The following is a 15,419-nucleotide window of genomic DNA, read 5'->3' on the forward strand; positions in this document are numbered from 1 at the left end:
CTGGAGGCTTGGTCTCGACAAGCGGGTTATTGACGACAGATGCCGTCGGGCGAGATGCGGAATTTCGTTGATGCCGTGGCCACGCGGCGCCTCCGCTAAAGCCCGTCGGGCCCGGGAGCGTCAAGCGAAGACAGTTTGGCCCCTTTTGCGATCCCGTATCAGAGCCCGTATGGGCCGGGACCGCTCACGGCTGCCAAAATGCCGACCACCCAGATCCCGACGGCCGTCACGGCGCTGCGCCGAAACGCCGTCCCTTCACCAGGCGCTACTGGACTCCGACATCGGTAGCGTCACCTCGGCGCGCAGGCCACGGCCCGCCCGGTTAAGCATCCTGATGTCGCCGCCATGGGCTCGGATGGCCGACCGTGCAATGGCCAGCCCGAGACCGGTCCCGCCCGTCTCCGTGTTCCTCGACCTTTCGAGGCGCGCAAACGGGGCGAACATTGCCTCTACCGCCTCCGGGGGGATGCCGGGGCCGTCGTCGTCGACGAGGATACGGGCACCGGCTTGTCCGAGCTCCAAAACGATCCGGGCACGGTTGCCGTACTGCACCGCGTTCTCGACGAGGTTCTCGAGGGCGCGCCGCAACGCCGAGGCGCGTCCTTGGAACTGGAAGGTGGCTGGGCCTGCGACGGTCACGTCCCTCCCCAGGATCGTGTGATCGTCCGCGAGGCGACGGAGCAGGGCGGCGAGGTCTAACGGTCCGCTGTCCTCGTCGAGGGCGTCGTCGCGGGCGAAGGCGAGGGTTGCGTCGACCATCCGCCCCATGTCCGAGATTGTCCGAACCATCGCGCCCCGCAGCGCGGTGTCTTCGACCATCTCGGCCCTGAGCCACAACGAGGCGATGGGCGTGCGCAGGTCGTGGCTGATCGCCGCCAGCATCTGGGTGCGGTCGGCCACGAAGGCGCGCGAGCGCGCCTGCATCTCGTTGAAGGCCGCGGTCATGGTGCGCAGCTCCCGCGGGCCCCTCTCGGTCAGGGGCGCGACCGTCTCGCCGCGTCCCGCCATCTCCGCGGCGTGTGCCAGCGCCGCGACGGGCCCCACGATCGCGCGCATCGCGATGCCGACGACCGCAAGGATCGCGACGATGCTGGCCAGGATCTGGATGAGGCCGATGCGCATCCAGGGCGGCGTCGGGAGCGCCAGCGGAGCCTCGGCATTTAGCCAGCGGCCGTCGTCGAGCCGCACGGAGACGTGCAGCGCCTGGGGCTTGCCCGAAAGCCGGTCCGTCCGTCCGTCGGTCTCGCTGTCCCGATCGACGAGGGCGATCCGAGCTTGGCCGGCAGCGCCGCCGACCCGACGGTCGAGGCGTCGCGCGAACCGAAGCGCATCCGCTTCCATGGCCACTTCGGGCACTAGGCTGTCGGTGCCGACGCTGAACCGATGGCGCGGCGAGCCGTAGGCCGCGATCACGCCCGGGGCCGCACCGGCCGGCACGGCGTCGAGCAGGCGCACCAGCGTGGCGACGCGGTCGACAACTTGGGTCCGGGCCGCCGCGCGACCGACGCGCGTGGATTCCTGGGCGAACATTGCGAAGGCCACGGACTGCGCCCCGACCACGGCGAGCACGAGCAGCATGGTCAGCCGCCCGCCCAGCGAGCGCGGCACGAGTGTCACGGCACGGTCCTCACGTCGGCGGCCAGCACGTAGCCGCCACCCCAAACGGTTTTGAGGAGGGCGGGAGCGGACGGGTCGCGCTCCAGCTTGCGCCGCAGACGGCTGACCTGGTTGTCGATGCTGCGGTCGAACGCCTCCGCCGTCCGACCGCTCGTCAGGTCGAGGAGCTGGTCGCGGGAGAGCACCACCCGCGGATGCCGGACTAGCGCCGCGAGAAGGCGGAACTCGGCGGTGCTGAGCGCCACGGCGGTGTCGGTCTCGTCGAAGAGCTCGCGCCGCCCTGTGTCGAGCGTCCAGCGGTCGAAGGCGAGCCTGCGCCCGTCCGCCTCGTCGCGGCCGCGGGGCAGCGCTCGCGAGCGCCTGAGGAGGTTCTTGACGCGGGCGAGGAGCTCGCGCGGGTCGAACGGCTTCGTGACGTAGTCGTCCGCGCCGATCTCCAGGCCGACGATCCGGTCGGTCCGCTCGGCTAGGGCCGTCAGCAGGATGACTGGCGTGTCGTAGGCCTCGCGGATGTGCCGGCACAGAGACAGCCCGTCCTCACCCGGCATCATCACGTCGAGGACGACCAAGTCGACCGCGGCGTTCGCGAGCAATGCGCGCGCCGCCGCCGCGTCGGCCGCGATGCTGACCCTGAGGTCGTGCCGCTTGAGATAGGCCGCGAGCGGGTCGCGGATGTCGCGATGGTCGTCGACCACCAGGACGTGAGCGTCGTCCATGTGCTTCCCCTCCGATGAGAGGCCTTAACGCGCCTGGTCGCCGGCCATGCCGGAAAGAATGTCGCAAATTGTATCGGCCGGCTCGGCACCGCGACCGCTCGCGACACATTCGGGCGCCCCCGGCAAACGCCTGCGACAGGTCGGTGGCATCGTCCCGACCTTAGCAACCGAGCATCGGAGAACGAGACGATGACGACGGACACGGAGCATGCACCGACCCTAATGAGACGCCTTCTCCCGGTGGCCCTGCTGGCCGTCGGGTTGGCAGCCCCGCTGGCGACCGCCGGCGCAGCCGAGGCGCGCGACGGTTGCGGCCTGGGCTTCCACCGCGGCTTCTACGGCTATTGCCGGCCCAATCTCGGGCCGAGGCCGTTCTATGCGCCCTACGCCTTCCGACCGGCGTTTTACGGCCCGCGTCGCTTCGGTTGGGGCGGACCGCGCTGGCATCGCTGGGGCGGCTACCGCCACGCCGGCTGGCGCGGCGGCTGGCATCGCCGCTGGTGACCGGACCTTGATCACCGAACGGTCGGGGGCGGACTGTCCCCGACCGTCATGCCGCGAATGGGAGCCGTCCATGCCGAGACGATGCATCTGCCTGACGCTTGCCGCCCTCGCCGCCGCGACGGGCGCCATGGCCCAGACACCCTCGGCCGCTCCGGCGGCGCCGGCCGACCGCCTGGCCGCCGGGGTGGATCTCGCGACGTTCCAGACGCGGCACCGGACGCGACTGATGCGTGCAGACGCCGATGGTGACGGACGCATCGCGCGGAGCGAGTGGACGGATTGGTGGGCCGCCCGGCCTGAAAAGGGTCCGGCCGATCCGGCCGCGCGCTTCCGAGCCATCGACGCCGACGGCGACGGCTTCCTCACGGCCCAGGAGATCGACGCCACGTTCGGCAAGCGCTTCGAGCGTCTCGACGCCGACCACGACGGTCGCTTCACCGCCGCCGAGCGTCCTTGCCGGACCAAGTGACGGCGACCGGCCGGCGAACGGCCCCGACATACCTTTCACCCGGCGGCGCGGCCGAAGGGACGCGGCCGCCCCATGCCCAAGGAGAGAACATGAAGCTGCCCTGTCTCATCGTCGCCGCGGCGACGACCCTGTTCGTGGCGGGCCAGGCCCAGGCCTTGCCCGTGGCTGCCGGAATGACCAGCCTCGACGCCCCCGTCGTCCAAGTCCGTGCTGGCTGCGGCTTCGGTGCCCACCGAGGCCCCTTCGGCGGCTGCCGACTGAACAGGGGTCCGCGCGGCGCAATCCGGCAGGCGATCACCGGCGCGCCGCGCGGTTGCCCGCCCGGGCTCTACCGCGGTCCCGGCGGACGCTGCCGTCGCTGACGCCATTCCGGTCGACGGCTGCGGACCCGACCGGTCCGCAGCCGCTTTCCCATGGGAAGCCGAGCGGGCGTCGGGGCGGGGCTGTCGGTGGAATGATCGCGCCGCGCCCTTATCAGGCCTCTCGTCGGGAGCGCCCTCTCGTTGGACGGCCAATTGGTTGAGGAGGTGGCGCTTTGTCCGCTTCGTCCTGCTGCGGAACGGTACTCGCAGCGGTCAGCGAACAGATGCGGATGAGCTCTTCCCGGGCCCTTACGCAGACCTCGGTGATGTCGTCATGCCCCTGGCCAGGGACGATGACCGTGCATCGGTGCTCGTAACCGGTGCCCCCGTGCAGCGCGAAGGTGACCGACCATACTGGAGCCATTCCCGTACCGTAGGTCGTGAATTCGATCTTCCGCGGCTCGACGCGAAGGGCAGCGTCCATGTCGTTCATTCCCAGTTGATGCCTTGCCTTGGCCGCACGGCGAAACGGCCCTGAGGCCACCTTCGCGCGCCACACCGCCGTATCGTCCTAGGCTCAATCCGATACGGCATCGTGCTTCGCCGCGATCCAGGAATTCCCGATGCCATCGTCGAGAAACCCGTCGATCCATGGGGTTTGACCCGGCTTGTAGACGCAGCCGCAGTAGCTGCACTTCAGCGACCTCGCAGCGGCATGGGTGATCCAGGGCCGCTCGCGTTCCGGGATCCTGACCAAGTCGTCCTCGGTCAATTCCGCCCCGCGCCCCGGCGAACCACCGCGGCAAAACCACGAGGGACATCGCGCCTCGGGCATGGGCACGCAGGTGCGCCGGGCGAGACCAACGGTATCCGTCATCGCGTCATCGACGGGGCCGGCGGAGCGCGGTTGTGGGACGTGTCCAGCGAGACGTGGCCGGGCGGGCCCGGCCGTTGCCGTTCGTGGATGAGGGCAAGGAGCGTAGCGGTGCCCGAACGGTCGCGGCGCTCCAATCGGCATGCGATGTCATCGAGCGCCAGGACGAAATCCCCTCGATGACCAATGGCATTCTTCAGACGGTCCAGAAGCGCTCGTACGTCCTGCGCGAAGCGCGGATTGTCCGGCGCCAAGCGCTCAAACCTGTCGGCCCATGCCTTCGCCATCGGGTCCATCGGGTTCCTTCTCGGAGAGGGTCGGCCGCCGGGGCGCCATCATTTCCGGAGACCGGCGAAATTCAACCCTGCTAACGGACCGATCGGGGATCGAACCTGCGGACCTCGCCTAGCCTGAGACCGGCGGACTTGAGGAAGTCCGGGCTGGCCCAGGCAGTTTCGAACCTGACGGTGTGCTCCGAGCCCGCGTGGTTCGCGTCGAAGTAGGCCCGGATCGCCCCCTCGGCGCCCGTCCGGTGCTGCGCCAGGACGATGACCCGATAGGCCTCAGGGGCGCGGATGTCGGGACCGTCCGGCGGTGAGACCGTCGCGATGAAGGGGACCATGCCGCTTCCGGGGATGCTTCTCGACTAGCCGGCCGCCAAGTGCGGACCCGCCCTCAATGCAGGCGGTTGGAGGCCAAGGCGGCGCGGTCGGCCAGCTCGATCTGGCCACGCCGAAGCACCACCAGCCCGCTCTCGGCCCACTGCGCCAGGATTCGGCTGACCACCTCACGCACACTGCCGACGTCGGAGGCGAGTTGCTGGTGGGTCTTGTGGACCAGGCGATCGGGATCGGCTTCCATCAGCAATCGTCTGGCCAGACGCTGCTCCAAAGGTGCGAACGCCACCTCCTCGATCAGCGTGAACATGCTCGCCATCAGCCTCGTGTAGTCGTCCAGCACGAAGGCCCGGAACTCAGAACTCTCGGCCATGAGCTGCTTGAACGTGTCCGTCGGGATCGCGGCCAGCTCGGTGCGTTCCTCGGCGATGCTCTCTGCCGGGAAGCCGCCGCCCGCGAGCAGGCATTGCGTGGTTAGCACACAAGTGCCGCCGGCGCCGACCTTGTAGATCAGGACCTCGCGCCCGCCCTCCGACATCCGAAACACCCGGGTCCGGCCGTCGATGCACATGAGGTAGTTCGCGCAGGCCCCGTCGAGCTCGTAGGCGACGGCGCCGGCCTCTAGGACCGGAAAATGCACCGTGCCTCGCGCGATCTGTAGGTGAGAGGCGGAGAAATTCCTGATGAGGGGAAAGCGCTCGATCCAGCGCTCGATCTGATGGGATTCCGGCATGCGTGGCGTCCGCCTGTCGCCGGTACGATGCGGGATCGTCCGGTCGTTCTTGGAAGTTTCTCCCGCCGGCCATGGCCTGCGTGACCTGGGTCACAAACACAGGCGGCACATTCAGTCTACCATTTCCCACCATGGTCCATAAGCCGGGACCCGGCCCGACGATCCACATCGTCCACGCGATCCCCGGCGATCACGGGAGAGCCACCATGCGCATCCGCACCCTGCCCTTGCTGGCCGCGGGGGCGGCGCGCGCCGCCCAGGAGTGGTCGGTCCTCGTCAATGCTGACCGCGCGGTGACCGACGAAGGGCACTGAGCCGCTTCGTGTTTTCCCGAAATCGTGATCATTGCGGGGCTTCTGTGACCCAGGTCACAGACATCGGTCGGACCGCATTCTAAGCCTACCCTCAAGGAGGTCCGCGAACGACGGGCCCATCGCCTAAAAATTCAGGAGAGAACGCCATGAGAATGCTGCGCCCGACGTCTGCCATGCTTTCGGGACTTGCCCTGGCCGGTGTCATCTCCAGCGGAGCCGTCTTCGCCGCGGCCGGCGACAGCGAGGCTCAGAGGGCCGAGCGCTGGGGCGAGATCAAGCAGCAGATCTTCCCGGACAAGACGATCCAGCCGGGCAGCGGCGCGGTGAGGATCGACGCGCCGAAGCGCGCGGAAGATGCCTCCCTGGTGCCTATCACCCTGACGATGCCGGACAAGGACAAGATCGCGGAGCTGTCGCTCATCATCGACGACAACCCGACGCCCTACGCCGCCCACTTCGTCTTCGGCCCCGCCGCTGACCCGGGCGAGCTCAAGCTGCGGGTCCGCGTGAACAACTACACCGACGTCCATGCCGTGGCGCAGATGAAGGACGGCTCGTTCGTCGAGTCGACCGAGTACGTGAAGGCGTCCGGCGGCTGCTCGGCCCCGATGGGCATGAGTGACGAGGAGGCCATGCAAGGCATGGGCGACATGCGCATGAAGTTCGGCGAGACGCAGCCCGGTAAGCCCGTCCAGGCGACCCTGATGATCCGCCACCCAAACTTCTCGGGCATGCAGATGAACCAGGTCTCCCGCGACTACACGCCGGCCCGCTACATCCAGAAGATCACGGTCAGCTACGGCGACAAGAGCGTGTTCACGATGGACGGGGACATCTCGATCTCCTCGAACCCGGTGATCAAATTCGCCTACCTGCCCGAGGGCAGCGGCCCGATGAAGGTCACCGCCTCCGACAACCAGGGCGGCCACTGGGAGAAGAGCTTCCCGGTCCGCGCGGCGAGCAACTGAGCCGGGCATGTACCGCCTTCCCATCGCCGCTGCGGCCGCCGTCTTCCTAATCGCGGCGGCGCCCGCCGATTCCCCCGTCGGCGTGCAGGAGCCGGAGGGCTACTGGCAGGGCGCTCTCCACGGCTACACCCCGCCGACCCTGAAGGGTGCGACGGTGGTCGACGCCGTTACGCTGGCCAAGCTGGTCGCGGAGCGCAAGCCGGTGCTCCTCGACGTATCGGACCTCGACCACAAGCCGGCGGGCCTGCCGCCGGGCGGCCTCTGGTTCCCCGTCCATCGCAACATCCCCGGCAGCACTTGGCTGCCGGGCTCCGGCGACGGCGATCTCGACGCGGCCGCCCAGGCGACGCTGAAGGCGCGGGTCGCCGATCTCACCGGTGGCGACCTCTACCGCCCCGTGGTCACCTACTGCCATCCGGATTGCTGGGGCAGCTGGAACCTTGGCAAGCGCCTCGTCGGGCTGGGCTACCGGCAGGTGCACTGGTTCCCGCAGGGCATCGACGGCTTGCAGGACGGCCACGACACCGCGGTGTCGCGACCGGACAAGCCATGGGCCGCACGACCACCAGTGACCGCCGGCCAATGACCGGCGGCTCCCCTCCATCCGAAAGGCCGACATCAATGATCCGTCGCTCCCTACTTGCCCTCGTCGCCATGGCGTCGATCGGGCTTCCCGCAGCCCGAGCCGCGGACTTCGTGCCGTACACGCCCGAGGCCCTGGCCGCCGCGCAGAAGGCCGGCAAACCCATCCTCGTCGAAATCAGCGCGCCCTGGTGCCCGATCTGCAAGACCCAGAAGCCGATCCTCTCGAAGCTCGGTGCAGACCCGCGCTTCAAGGACCTGCAGGTCTTCGACGTCGACTTCGACAGCCAGAAGCCTTCACTGAAAACCCTGAACGCCCGCATACAGAGCACGCTGATCGTGTTCAAGGGCGACAAGGAGGTGGGCCGCTCTATCGGCGAGACGCAGCCCGAATGGATCGAGGGGCTGGCGGAGAAGGCGCTCTGAGGTCCGGTTATGCTGACCACCCTCGGTCTGGCGTTCCTCGCCGGCATCCTCTCGGTGCTCTCGCCCTGCGTGCTGCCGCTGCTGCCCTTGGTGCTCGGTGCGGCGGCGTCCGAACACCGGCTCGGGCCGGCGGCCCTGGCGGCCGGTCTGGCCCTGTCGTTCGTGGTGATCGGGCTGTTCGTCGCCACGGTGGGCTTCGCCATCGGCCTCGACACCGATATCTTCAGGACCGTCGCCGCGATCCTGCTGGTGCTGACCGGCCTCGTCCTGATGGTGCCGGCGGCGCAGACGCAGCTTGCGGTGGCGGCCGGTCCATTGAGCAATTGGACGGAAAGCCGCTTCGGCGGATTTTCGACAGCAGGCCTGTTCGGCCAGTTCGGCGTCGGCCTGCTGCTTGGTGCGGTCTGGAGCCCCTGCGTCGGCCCGACGCTCGGGGCCGCGTCCCTCATGGCGTCCCAGGGCAAAGACCTTACCGCCGTTGCCCTGACCATGTTCCTATTCGGCCTGGGGGCAGCGCTGCCGTTGCTGCTGCTCGGTACCCTATCGCGAGAAGTGCTGATGCACTGGCGCGACCGAATCATGAGCGCCGGCAAGGGTCTGAAGGGGGCTCTCGGCCTGATCCTGGCCGTGAGTGGGGGCGTGATCCTCTCAGGCTACGACAAGGCCATGGAGACGGCGCTGGTGACCGCCTCGCCGGAATGGCTTACCAACCTAACGACCCGGTTCTGAGGCAGTTTCGGCGCTAAGCCATCGAGCTATTACCCCCGAAATAAACGTCTGCTTCGGTGACTTCCCATCCGACAGCGGACCGGTCGTTGGCCTTTGCCTCGACAGCCTGGGAGCGGACCTTCCGAGGGTCGGCAAGGGGTCGGGAGCGGACCCAGAGCATGGGTTCCATCCGTCAGATTTTGACCACTAGGTGCGCTTCCCTCCAAGGACGAGGCGAAGCGATTTGGCGAGTTCGTCTCGTCGGTAGGGCTTGTTGAGGACGGGTAGATCTCCGCGCCCGATCACCTGACCCTCTTCGAGGTTGGCGACGTATCCCGAGGTCAGGAGGACCTTGAGGCCCGGCCGAAGGCGTTGCGCCTCGATGGCGAGCTGCGACCCGTTCATCCCCCCAGGCATCATCACGTCTGAGAAAAGGATGTCGATCCGCTCGACGCCCTGGAGATGGACGAGGGCCTCGGCGGCGTTGCGGGCCACAACCACGCGGTAATGAAGTTCCTCCAGGCTTTCGACGGCCATGCCCAGCACCTGCTCGTCGTCCTCGACCAGGAGCACGGTGTCGCCTTCCGTGGCCCGACGCAGCGGAAGGGTGCCGCTGCCAGCGCCTGCCTCCTCACCAGCCGGCTCGGCGGAGCGGGGGAATAGGAGGCGGAATGTGGTGCCGACACCGAGTTCCGTCTCGATGCCGACGAAGCCACCGGCACTGCGCGTGAAACCGTAGACCTGCGACAGTCCCAGGCCCGTTCCTTTGCCCACTTCCTTGGTCGTGAAGAACGGCTCGAACACCCGAGCCATAGCCTCAGGGGTGATCCCGCTGCCCTGGTCGATTACGGCAACCTCTACATAGGCCCCGGGCGGAACGCCCCTATCAGCCACAGCTGCGGTATCGAGGTGCACGTTCCGGCTCCGAACGACAATTCTCGAGCCGCCCCCCTCCATCGCGTCTCGGGCATTGACGACGAGGTTCAGCACGGCCGCCTCGAACTGCGCCGGGTCGATCCGGATCGGATCGATGATGGGATCGAGATCCAGCGAGAATTCCACCGCGCCACCCGCCGCCCGCTCTGCCAGCGGCTTGAACTCGGAGAGCAGTCGGTTCGGGTTGATGGTCTGTGGCCGCAACATTTGCCGGCGCGAGAAGGCCAGGAGTTGCTGGGTAAGCTGCTCGCCACGCCGCGCCGCGCTCATCGCCGCTTCCGCCAAGCGAACGACGCGCTCGGTGTTCGCCGGCTTACGGAGCATCATGTCGAGGCCGCCGACGATGACGGTGAGCAAGTTGTTGAAATCGTGCGCAACGCCGCCGGTCAGCTGCCCGATAGCCTCCATTTTTTGGGCCTGACGCAAGGCCTCCTCGGTGTTCCGCTGGTCGGTTCGGTCGACGACGATGCCGGCCATGCGGACGGGGCTCCTATCATCGCCGTACTCGGCTTTGCCCTTAGCCGCGATCCAGCGGATCGAATCGTCGGTCCGCGATATCCGGCATTCGAGGTCCAGCGTTCCGGTCTCGACCGCGTTGGCAAAGGCGGCCTCGACCATAGGTCGATCTTCGGGCACGGCGTGGGCTAGAAACTCGGTCCTGCCCCACGACGAGACCGGCTCGTTGTAGCCAAAGATCGCGTCGTGTCGACGGGAGCGTCGGGCCGTGTCGTGGACGAGGTCGAGGTCCCAGGAACCCATGCCAGCGGAATCGAGCGCGAAGGCCAGGGTCTCGCGCGCTGCCTCGACCTCGCGGGTGCGCTCCTCGACGCGACGCTCCAAAGTCTCGTTCGCGATCCGGAGCCGTTCCTGGCTGTCCTCGCGCTCTTGAATATGCAGCCGGGCCTGGTACTGGCGCCGACGGACCCGCAGGGCCGAGGCGACCGCGCTGAGTAGCGTCTCCGCGTTGATGGGTCGTTCCAGCAGGACGACGTTGCCGAGGCGTTCGATCACGGCGGCGGCTTGGGCGGTGCGTCGTCCGGCCTGCCGCGTCGCCAACATGATGAACGGGAAGTCCGACCACGGCGGCTGGGACGAGACCCAGGCATTAAGCGAAGCCGCATCGACGTCGAGGAGCGCCTCCTCGGTGACGATGGATGTGGCGGCTGATGTACGAAGGCCATCGAGCCACTCAGCACCATCAGCGCACACGGTAACACTGACGTCGGCCTTGTTCAGAAGTTGCGCCATGACGACCGCGTCGCGTCCGCGCGGGGCGAGTATCAGGACGCCGTCGCCATCGGGAACGGATGCTGACGTCATACTGCCGCCGCCGGCTCGGCAGCACTTGGGATCAGGGCGACCTTGCCGTCGTAGGTCGGCAATCCGGAAAGGATGCCCTGGAAGTCGGTAAGGGCGGCGCCGACCTGAAGGCCGACGGGGGAGAGCTTGAGTTCCCGGATGGTGCGTTCGTGGGTATTGACCCGGCTCTTCACCACCGAAAGGGCAGTCCGGACCGCGCCGTTGGCCTCGAAGTACCGGAACAGCAGGATACCGTCGCTAAGGTAGCTCAGGTCGATGTCCGACCGGACGTCCCCAATCACGCCGTGCTGGCCCAGGACAAGGAGAGTCGTGGCGCCCTTTTGGTTCAGGTAGTTCAGGAGTTCGTGCATCTGCAGGATGAGGAAATCCTCGCCAGGCATGGCGTGGATGTACGCATTCAGGCTGTCGAAGACGACGAAGCTCGCGCCCCGCGACTCTACCGTCTTGCGCACCCTACAGGTGAACTCACCGGGCGAGAACTCGGCCGGCTCGATCTCGTCGATGACGAGGCTGCCGCTAGAGAGGTGGGCGTCGAGATCCATGCCCAGCGCCCTGGCGCGCTTCAGCAAAGTCTGGCGGCCCTCGTCGAACAGGAAGTAGGTCGCCTTCTCGCCGCGATCCAACGCTTCAAGCATGCAACGGACCGCCGTGGTGGTTTTGCCAACTCCCGATGGACCAAGCAGCAAGGTGTTGGTCGCGGGGGCCAAACCTCCCCCCAAGAGCAGGTCGAGTTCCTCTGAGCCGGTCGAGGCCGGTGTCATGTCGTACTTTGCGGCATGGTCATCGGCGACGAGACTGGGGAACACCTCGACGCCGCCGGTATCTAGGACAAAGTCGTGCAGCCCGCCGTGAAACTTGACCCCCCGCATCTTTAGGACGTTGAGGCGCCTGCGCGCGGCGCCGAAACCGCGCCGGATCTGCTCCAACATGATCACCCCGTGGGCGATGCTATGGAGCTGAACGTCGGCGGTTCCATCGTCCAGCAAGATGACAGTGCACTCCCTAGACGCGAACATCTGCTTCAGGGCTAGGATCTGGCGGCGGTACCGGAGAGGGTTCTGGGCGAGCAGGCGAAGCTCGGACAGGCTATCAAACACCACCCGCTGCGGCTTGAGGCTGTCGACCCGGTCGATGACCTCGCGCACGGTTTCCCCGAGCTCGACCTCGGACGGATGCAGTACGGATTGCTCGCTGTCGGGATCGAGGCCAAGCTCGTTGACGAGCTCGTAGACCTCGATGCCGTCGAGAGACCACCCGTGCGTCCCGGCTGCGAACGAAAGCTCGTCGGCGCTCTCCGACAGGGTCACGTAGAGACCCTTCTCTCCCCGAGCGACGCCATCGAGGAGGAACTGAAGGCCAACCGTCGTCTTGCCGGTCCCTGGCGTTCCTTCGAGGAGGTAGAGGCGACCGCGTGTCAGGCCACCGTCGAGGATCTCGTCCAGGCCAACGATGCCCGTCGACAGGATGTCACGAGCCCTGGGGGCATGCGTCGTAGCGGACTCGGTCATCGGGCGGTATCCGATTGGCGGCAACCGATGCCCGCGTCGTGGGCTCAGGGGTACCTTGGGAAATGCGTTCCGACTACAACTCCGGCTTGGCGGTTTGGTCGCATGGTAGTCGGTCTTCCTTCACGGCCTGTGTGCCTCGCGCCCATCTGCCCGGGGGAGAGTTTCTACCGCCGAAGGCAGATGCAGGCTGGATCTACGGGACTGTCGACGTTCCGAAAGGCGCCCTGCGCCACGAGCGGAAGTTGCTTCGACGCCAGGTGCGGACATGTTATGCCGACGGGCCGACCGTCCGAGGTCGACCCGACGCGGTCATGAACGGATACGGATTGCATTCCCGCTAGCAGACACTCCACTGCTCCGATGCGGATCAAGCGAACCGAACTGGCCGACCTCGGAACCTTCCTCGCTATCGCGCGCCATCGCAGCTTCCGGCGGGCCGGTCTGGAACTTGGCGTCAGCGCCTCCGCGCTCAGCCACGCGCTCAAGGCGATGGAGGCGCGCCTCGGCGTGCGCCTCGTCAACCGCACCAGCCGCAGCGTTACGCTCACAGCGGCAGGCGAAGACCTGCTCGCTTCGCTGGACGCGCCGTTCGCGGCAATCGGCTCCGCGCTCGACGTGCTCAACCAGCACCGGGAGCCGACGAAGGCGACCGGGCGCATCCGCCTGAACGTGCTCGAACATGCGAGCACGTTGTTGCTCGCCCCCGTGTTGCCTCTCTTCCACGAGCGCCACCCGCAGGTCGAGATCGACGTCCGGGTGTCCAACGATCTGCTCGACGTCGTGGAAGCTGGAGCCGATGCGGGCATCCGCTACGGCGGGACTGTGCCTCAAGACATGGTCGCTCAGCGCCTGTCGGCCGATCTGCGTTGGGTGGTGGTCGGTGCTCCAGCCTATCTCGATCGCCACGGAACGCCCGATCATCCGCGTGACCTCGCGGCTCACCGATGCCTGCGCATCCGCCTCGGCGACGACAGCCTCTACCGATGGGAGTTCGAGAGAGCTGACGAGCAGATCGCGCTCGAAGGTCCCGGTTCAGTGACCATCGACAATACGCAGTTCGCCCTCTCTCTCACTGTGGAGGGCGGCGGGCTCGCCTATCTTCCCGAGCCGTGCGTCAAACCCTCAGTCGCACGGGGCGAGCTTCGCGTCGTGCTGGCGGATTGGGCTCCGATGGGACCGAGCTTCCACCTCTACTATCCCGGGCGTCGCCATCTGCCGACGGGATTGCGGCTCCTCATCGACCTGATCCGCGAGCTGAAGCCGCTCGGATTGTAGCGACCGCGTTGTTCGACGATGAACTCGGCTCATCGTTCCGTTGAGGGACGAACGGCTGATCGGCAGCTCGCGCGAGGTCTAAGTCAGGCACATCATTGAGGTAAGCTGAGAGATCGAGACATGCGCCGTTTCACTGGAAAGGTCGCCTTCGTCACAGGCGCGGCCAGCGGCATCGGCCGCGCCGCCGCCATCGCGTTCGCGAGAGAGGGCGCACGGGTCACAATCACGGACCGCACGGAGGTTGCCCTCGACCAACTTCGCGCTGAGATCGAGGCGGATGGCACAGAGGTAATCGCAATCCGGTGCGACGTGTCGGTGCCGGAGGACGTCGAGGCTGCAGTGGCCAGAACCGTCGAGCGGTTCGGCCGCCTCGACTGCGCCTTCAACAACGCCGGCGTCGAGAACAAGGCCGCTCCCGTCCACGAGATCGCCCTCGACGAGTGGGACCGCATCCTCGACGTCAACCTGCGCGGCACGTTCGTGTGCATGAAGCACCAGATCGCACAGATGCTGCGCCAGGGTGGCGGCGTGGTGGTCAATACCTCGTCCGGCGCGGGCGTCAGGGGCGTGGCGGGAGGCGCGAGTTACGCCGCCTCGAAGCACGCTCTGATCGGCCTCACCAAGTCCGCCGCCCTCGACTACGCGAAGGCGAACATCCGGGTGAACGCCGTTCTGCCCGGGAACATCGAGACCCCGATGATGGACCGCTTCACCGGCGGCGACATTCAGAAGGCAATCGACCTTGAGCCGGTCGGGCGGCTGGGCAAGCCCGAGGAGATCGCAGAGGCCGTCCTGTGGATGTGTTCGGACCTTGGTGCCTTCGTGACCGGTGCGTCGATCGCGGTCGATGGCGGCTGGTCGCTCTGAGCTGCGTTTCCGAGACGACGGAGGAATGATCGAATGGATATCAAGCGCAGCGGGAGCCAGCCTTCAGGCCAGGGACCGTCCGAGTGGTTCACCGGCACGGTTCGGATCGACCCGCTCCATAGTGCGCCCGCCCCCGCTCGCGTTGCGATGGCGAATGTGACGTTCGAGCCGGGCGCGCGGACGGCCTGGCATACGCACCCACTCGGCCAAACCCTGATCGTCACGTTCGGGCGCGGATGGGTTCAGCGCGAGGGCGGCCCGGTCGAGGAGATCGCGCCGGGCGATGTCGTCTGGTTCGAGCCGAACGAGAAGCACTGGCATGGGGCCACCGCGACGACGGCGATGACGCACATCGCGATCCAGGAACGATTGGATGGCAAGGCCGTGACATGGATGGAGCAGGTCACCGAAGGACAGTATGCCGGGTCTTGAATTTCGGCTCTCAATTCTGCTTTCAGCAATCCAATGCCGAGAATGGACAGGCGCAAATCCACCCATCTCAGTCATTCAGGCATTGGTAGACAGTCCGGAAGCGGACCTTCTCGGCTTCTGCAAAGGGTCCAGGCCGTGTCAAAACTCGGGAATTGGGGCTTTTGCGGTCGGGTGACGTTCGGGTCTCGCGAGACTGGTCTGTTCATCGCGTCGAACGGGTTCTTACGGTCGGGAGACGGCCAGTTTTTGGT

18 protein-coding genes are annotated in these 15,419 nt (G+C 67.0%); 10 read left to right on the top strand and 8 right to left on the bottom strand.

Features of this window, described 5'->3' with window-relative positions; translation table 11 throughout:
* Positions 1 to 255: 255 nt before the first annotated feature.
* Together FV217_RS15390 and FV217_RS15395 are read right to left on the bottom strand one after the other, a co-directional pair.
* Positions 256 to 1,617, bottom strand: coding sequence for an ATP-binding protein (locus FV217_RS15390; RefSeq protein WP_147818057.1), 1,362 nt, complete (start codon positions 1,615 to 1,617; stop codon positions 256 to 258).
* Entirely contained in the window at positions 1,614 to 2,333 is a 720-nt protein-coding gene (locus FV217_RS15395; RefSeq protein WP_147818058.1) for a response regulator, read from the bottom strand. The genes FV217_RS15390 and FV217_RS15395 overlap by 4 nt, the downstream gene beginning before the upstream one ends.
* Positions 2,334 to 2,555: 222 nt before the next feature.
* On the opposite strand from FV217_RS15395, the gene FV217_RS15400 reads away from it, so the two are divergent.
* The 3 genes from FV217_RS15400 to FV217_RS15410 all read left to right on the top strand — a co-directional run bounded on the left by FV217_RS15400 (position 2,556) and on the right by FV217_RS15410 (position 3,668).
* Positions 2,556 to 2,837, top strand: coding sequence for a hypothetical protein (locus FV217_RS15400; protein ID WP_147818059.1), 282 nt, complete (start codon positions 2,556 to 2,558; stop codon positions 2,835 to 2,837).
* A gap of 70 nt (positions 2,838 to 2,907) precedes the next feature.
* Positions 2,908 to 3,306 carry an acid-shock protein gene (locus FV217_RS15405; protein WP_147818060.1) on the top strand — a complete coding sequence of 133 codons (399 nt, stop codon included), beginning with the start codon at positions 2,908 to 2,910 and terminating at the stop codon, positions 3,304 to 3,306.
* A gap of 89 nt (positions 3,307 to 3,395) precedes the next feature.
* Complete coding sequence (locus FV217_RS15410; RefSeq protein WP_147818061.1) at positions 3,396 to 3,668, top strand: hypothetical protein; 273 nt, start codon at positions 3,396 to 3,398, stop codon at positions 3,666 to 3,668.
* A gap of 517 nt (positions 3,669 to 4,185) precedes the next feature.
* Here FV217_RS15410 and FV217_RS15415 read toward each other — a convergent pair.
* The 4 genes from FV217_RS15415 to FV217_RS15430 form a co-directional block, all read right to left on the bottom strand.
* Positions 4,186 to 4,485 carry a hypothetical protein gene (locus tag FV217_RS15415; RefSeq protein ID WP_147818062.1) on the bottom strand — a complete coding sequence of 100 codons (300 nt, stop codon included), beginning with the start codon at positions 4,483 to 4,485 and terminating at the stop codon, positions 4,186 to 4,188.
* Entirely contained in the window at positions 4,482 to 4,778 is a 297-nt protein-coding gene (locus FV217_RS15420; RefSeq protein WP_147818063.1) for a hypothetical protein, read from the bottom strand. The genes FV217_RS15415 and FV217_RS15420 overlap by 4 nt, the downstream gene beginning before the upstream one ends.
* 71 nt (positions 4,779 to 4,849) lie before the next feature.
* Entirely contained in the window at positions 4,850 to 5,104 is a 255-nt protein-coding gene (locus tag FV217_RS15425) for a hypothetical protein (RefSeq protein ID WP_147818064.1), read from the bottom strand.
* 53 nt (positions 5,105 to 5,157) lie between these two features.
* A complete protein-coding gene (locus FV217_RS15430; protein WP_147818065.1) occupies positions 5,158 to 5,832 on the bottom strand; it encodes a Crp/Fnr family transcriptional regulator in 675 nt (224 codons plus the stop codon).
* Between the two features lie 487 nt (positions 5,833 to 6,319).
* Between FV217_RS15430 and FV217_RS15435 the strand changes: the two genes are divergently transcribed.
* The 4 genes from FV217_RS15435 to FV217_RS15450 are packed head-to-tail and all read left to right on the top strand — an operon-like array spanning position 6,320 to position 8,851.
* On the top strand, positions 6,320 to 7,114 hold the full coding sequence (locus FV217_RS15435; protein ID WP_147818075.1) for a quinoprotein dehydrogenase-associated SoxYZ-like carrier: 795 nt from the start codon (positions 6,320 to 6,322) through the stop codon (positions 7,112 to 7,114).
* A 7-nt stretch (positions 7,115 to 7,121) separates the two neighbouring features.
* Entirely contained in the window at positions 7,122 to 7,700 is a 579-nt protein-coding gene (locus FV217_RS15440; RefSeq protein WP_147818066.1) for a rhodanese, read from the top strand.
* A 35-nt stretch (positions 7,701 to 7,735) separates the two neighbouring features.
* Positions 7,736 to 8,122: a thioredoxin family protein gene (locus tag FV217_RS15445; RefSeq protein ID WP_147818067.1), complete on the top strand. Its 387-nt coding sequence runs from the start codon at positions 7,736 to 7,738 to the stop codon at positions 8,120 to 8,122.
* Positions 8,123 to 8,131: 9 nt separating this feature from the next.
* On the top strand, positions 8,132 to 8,851 hold the full coding sequence (locus FV217_RS15450) for a cytochrome c biogenesis protein CcdA (RefSeq protein ID WP_147818068.1): 720 nt from the start codon (positions 8,132 to 8,134) through the stop codon (positions 8,849 to 8,851).
* A 186-nt stretch (positions 8,852 to 9,037) separates the two neighbouring features.
* On the opposite strand, the gene FV217_RS15455 is transcribed toward FV217_RS15450, so the two are convergent.
* Entirely contained in the window at positions 9,038 to 11,086 is a 2,049-nt protein-coding gene (locus FV217_RS15455; RefSeq protein WP_147818069.1) for a PAS domain-containing hybrid sensor histidine kinase/response regulator, read from the bottom strand.
* A complete protein-coding gene (locus tag FV217_RS15460) occupies positions 11,083 to 12,594 on the bottom strand; it encodes an ATPase domain-containing protein (RefSeq protein WP_147818070.1) in 1,512 nt (503 codons plus the stop codon). The genes FV217_RS15455 and FV217_RS15460 overlap by 4 nt, the downstream gene beginning before the upstream one ends.
* Before the next feature lie 360 nt (positions 12,595 to 12,954).
* On the opposite strand from FV217_RS15460, the gene FV217_RS15465 reads away from it, so the two are divergent.
* From FV217_RS15465 to FV217_RS15475, 3 genes are all read left to right on the top strand, one after another.
* The gene (locus FV217_RS15465) at positions 12,955 to 13,869 is read left to right on the top strand and encodes a LysR family transcriptional regulator (RefSeq protein WP_147818071.1); all 915 of its coding nucleotides are present in this window, start codon (positions 12,955 to 12,957) and stop codon (positions 13,867 to 13,869) included.
* A gap of 120 nt (positions 13,870 to 13,989) precedes the next feature.
* Positions 13,990 to 14,736 (top strand): glucose 1-dehydrogenase, encoded by a 747-nt coding sequence (locus FV217_RS15470; RefSeq protein WP_147818072.1) that lies wholly within the window; start codon positions 13,990 to 13,992, stop codon positions 14,734 to 14,736.
* Positions 14,737 to 14,769: 33 nt separating this feature from the next.
* Positions 14,770 to 15,168 (top strand): cupin domain-containing protein, encoded by a 399-nt coding sequence (locus FV217_RS15475; RefSeq protein WP_147818073.1) that lies wholly within the window; start codon positions 14,770 to 14,772, stop codon positions 15,166 to 15,168.
* The last annotated feature ends 251 nt before the right edge of the window (positions 15,169 to 15,419 follow it).

This window comes from Methylobacterium sp. WL9 (genome assembly GCF_008040035.1).
Lineage (GTDB): Bacteria > Pseudomonadota > Alphaproteobacteria > Rhizobiales > Beijerinckiaceae > Methylobacterium > Methylobacterium thuringiense.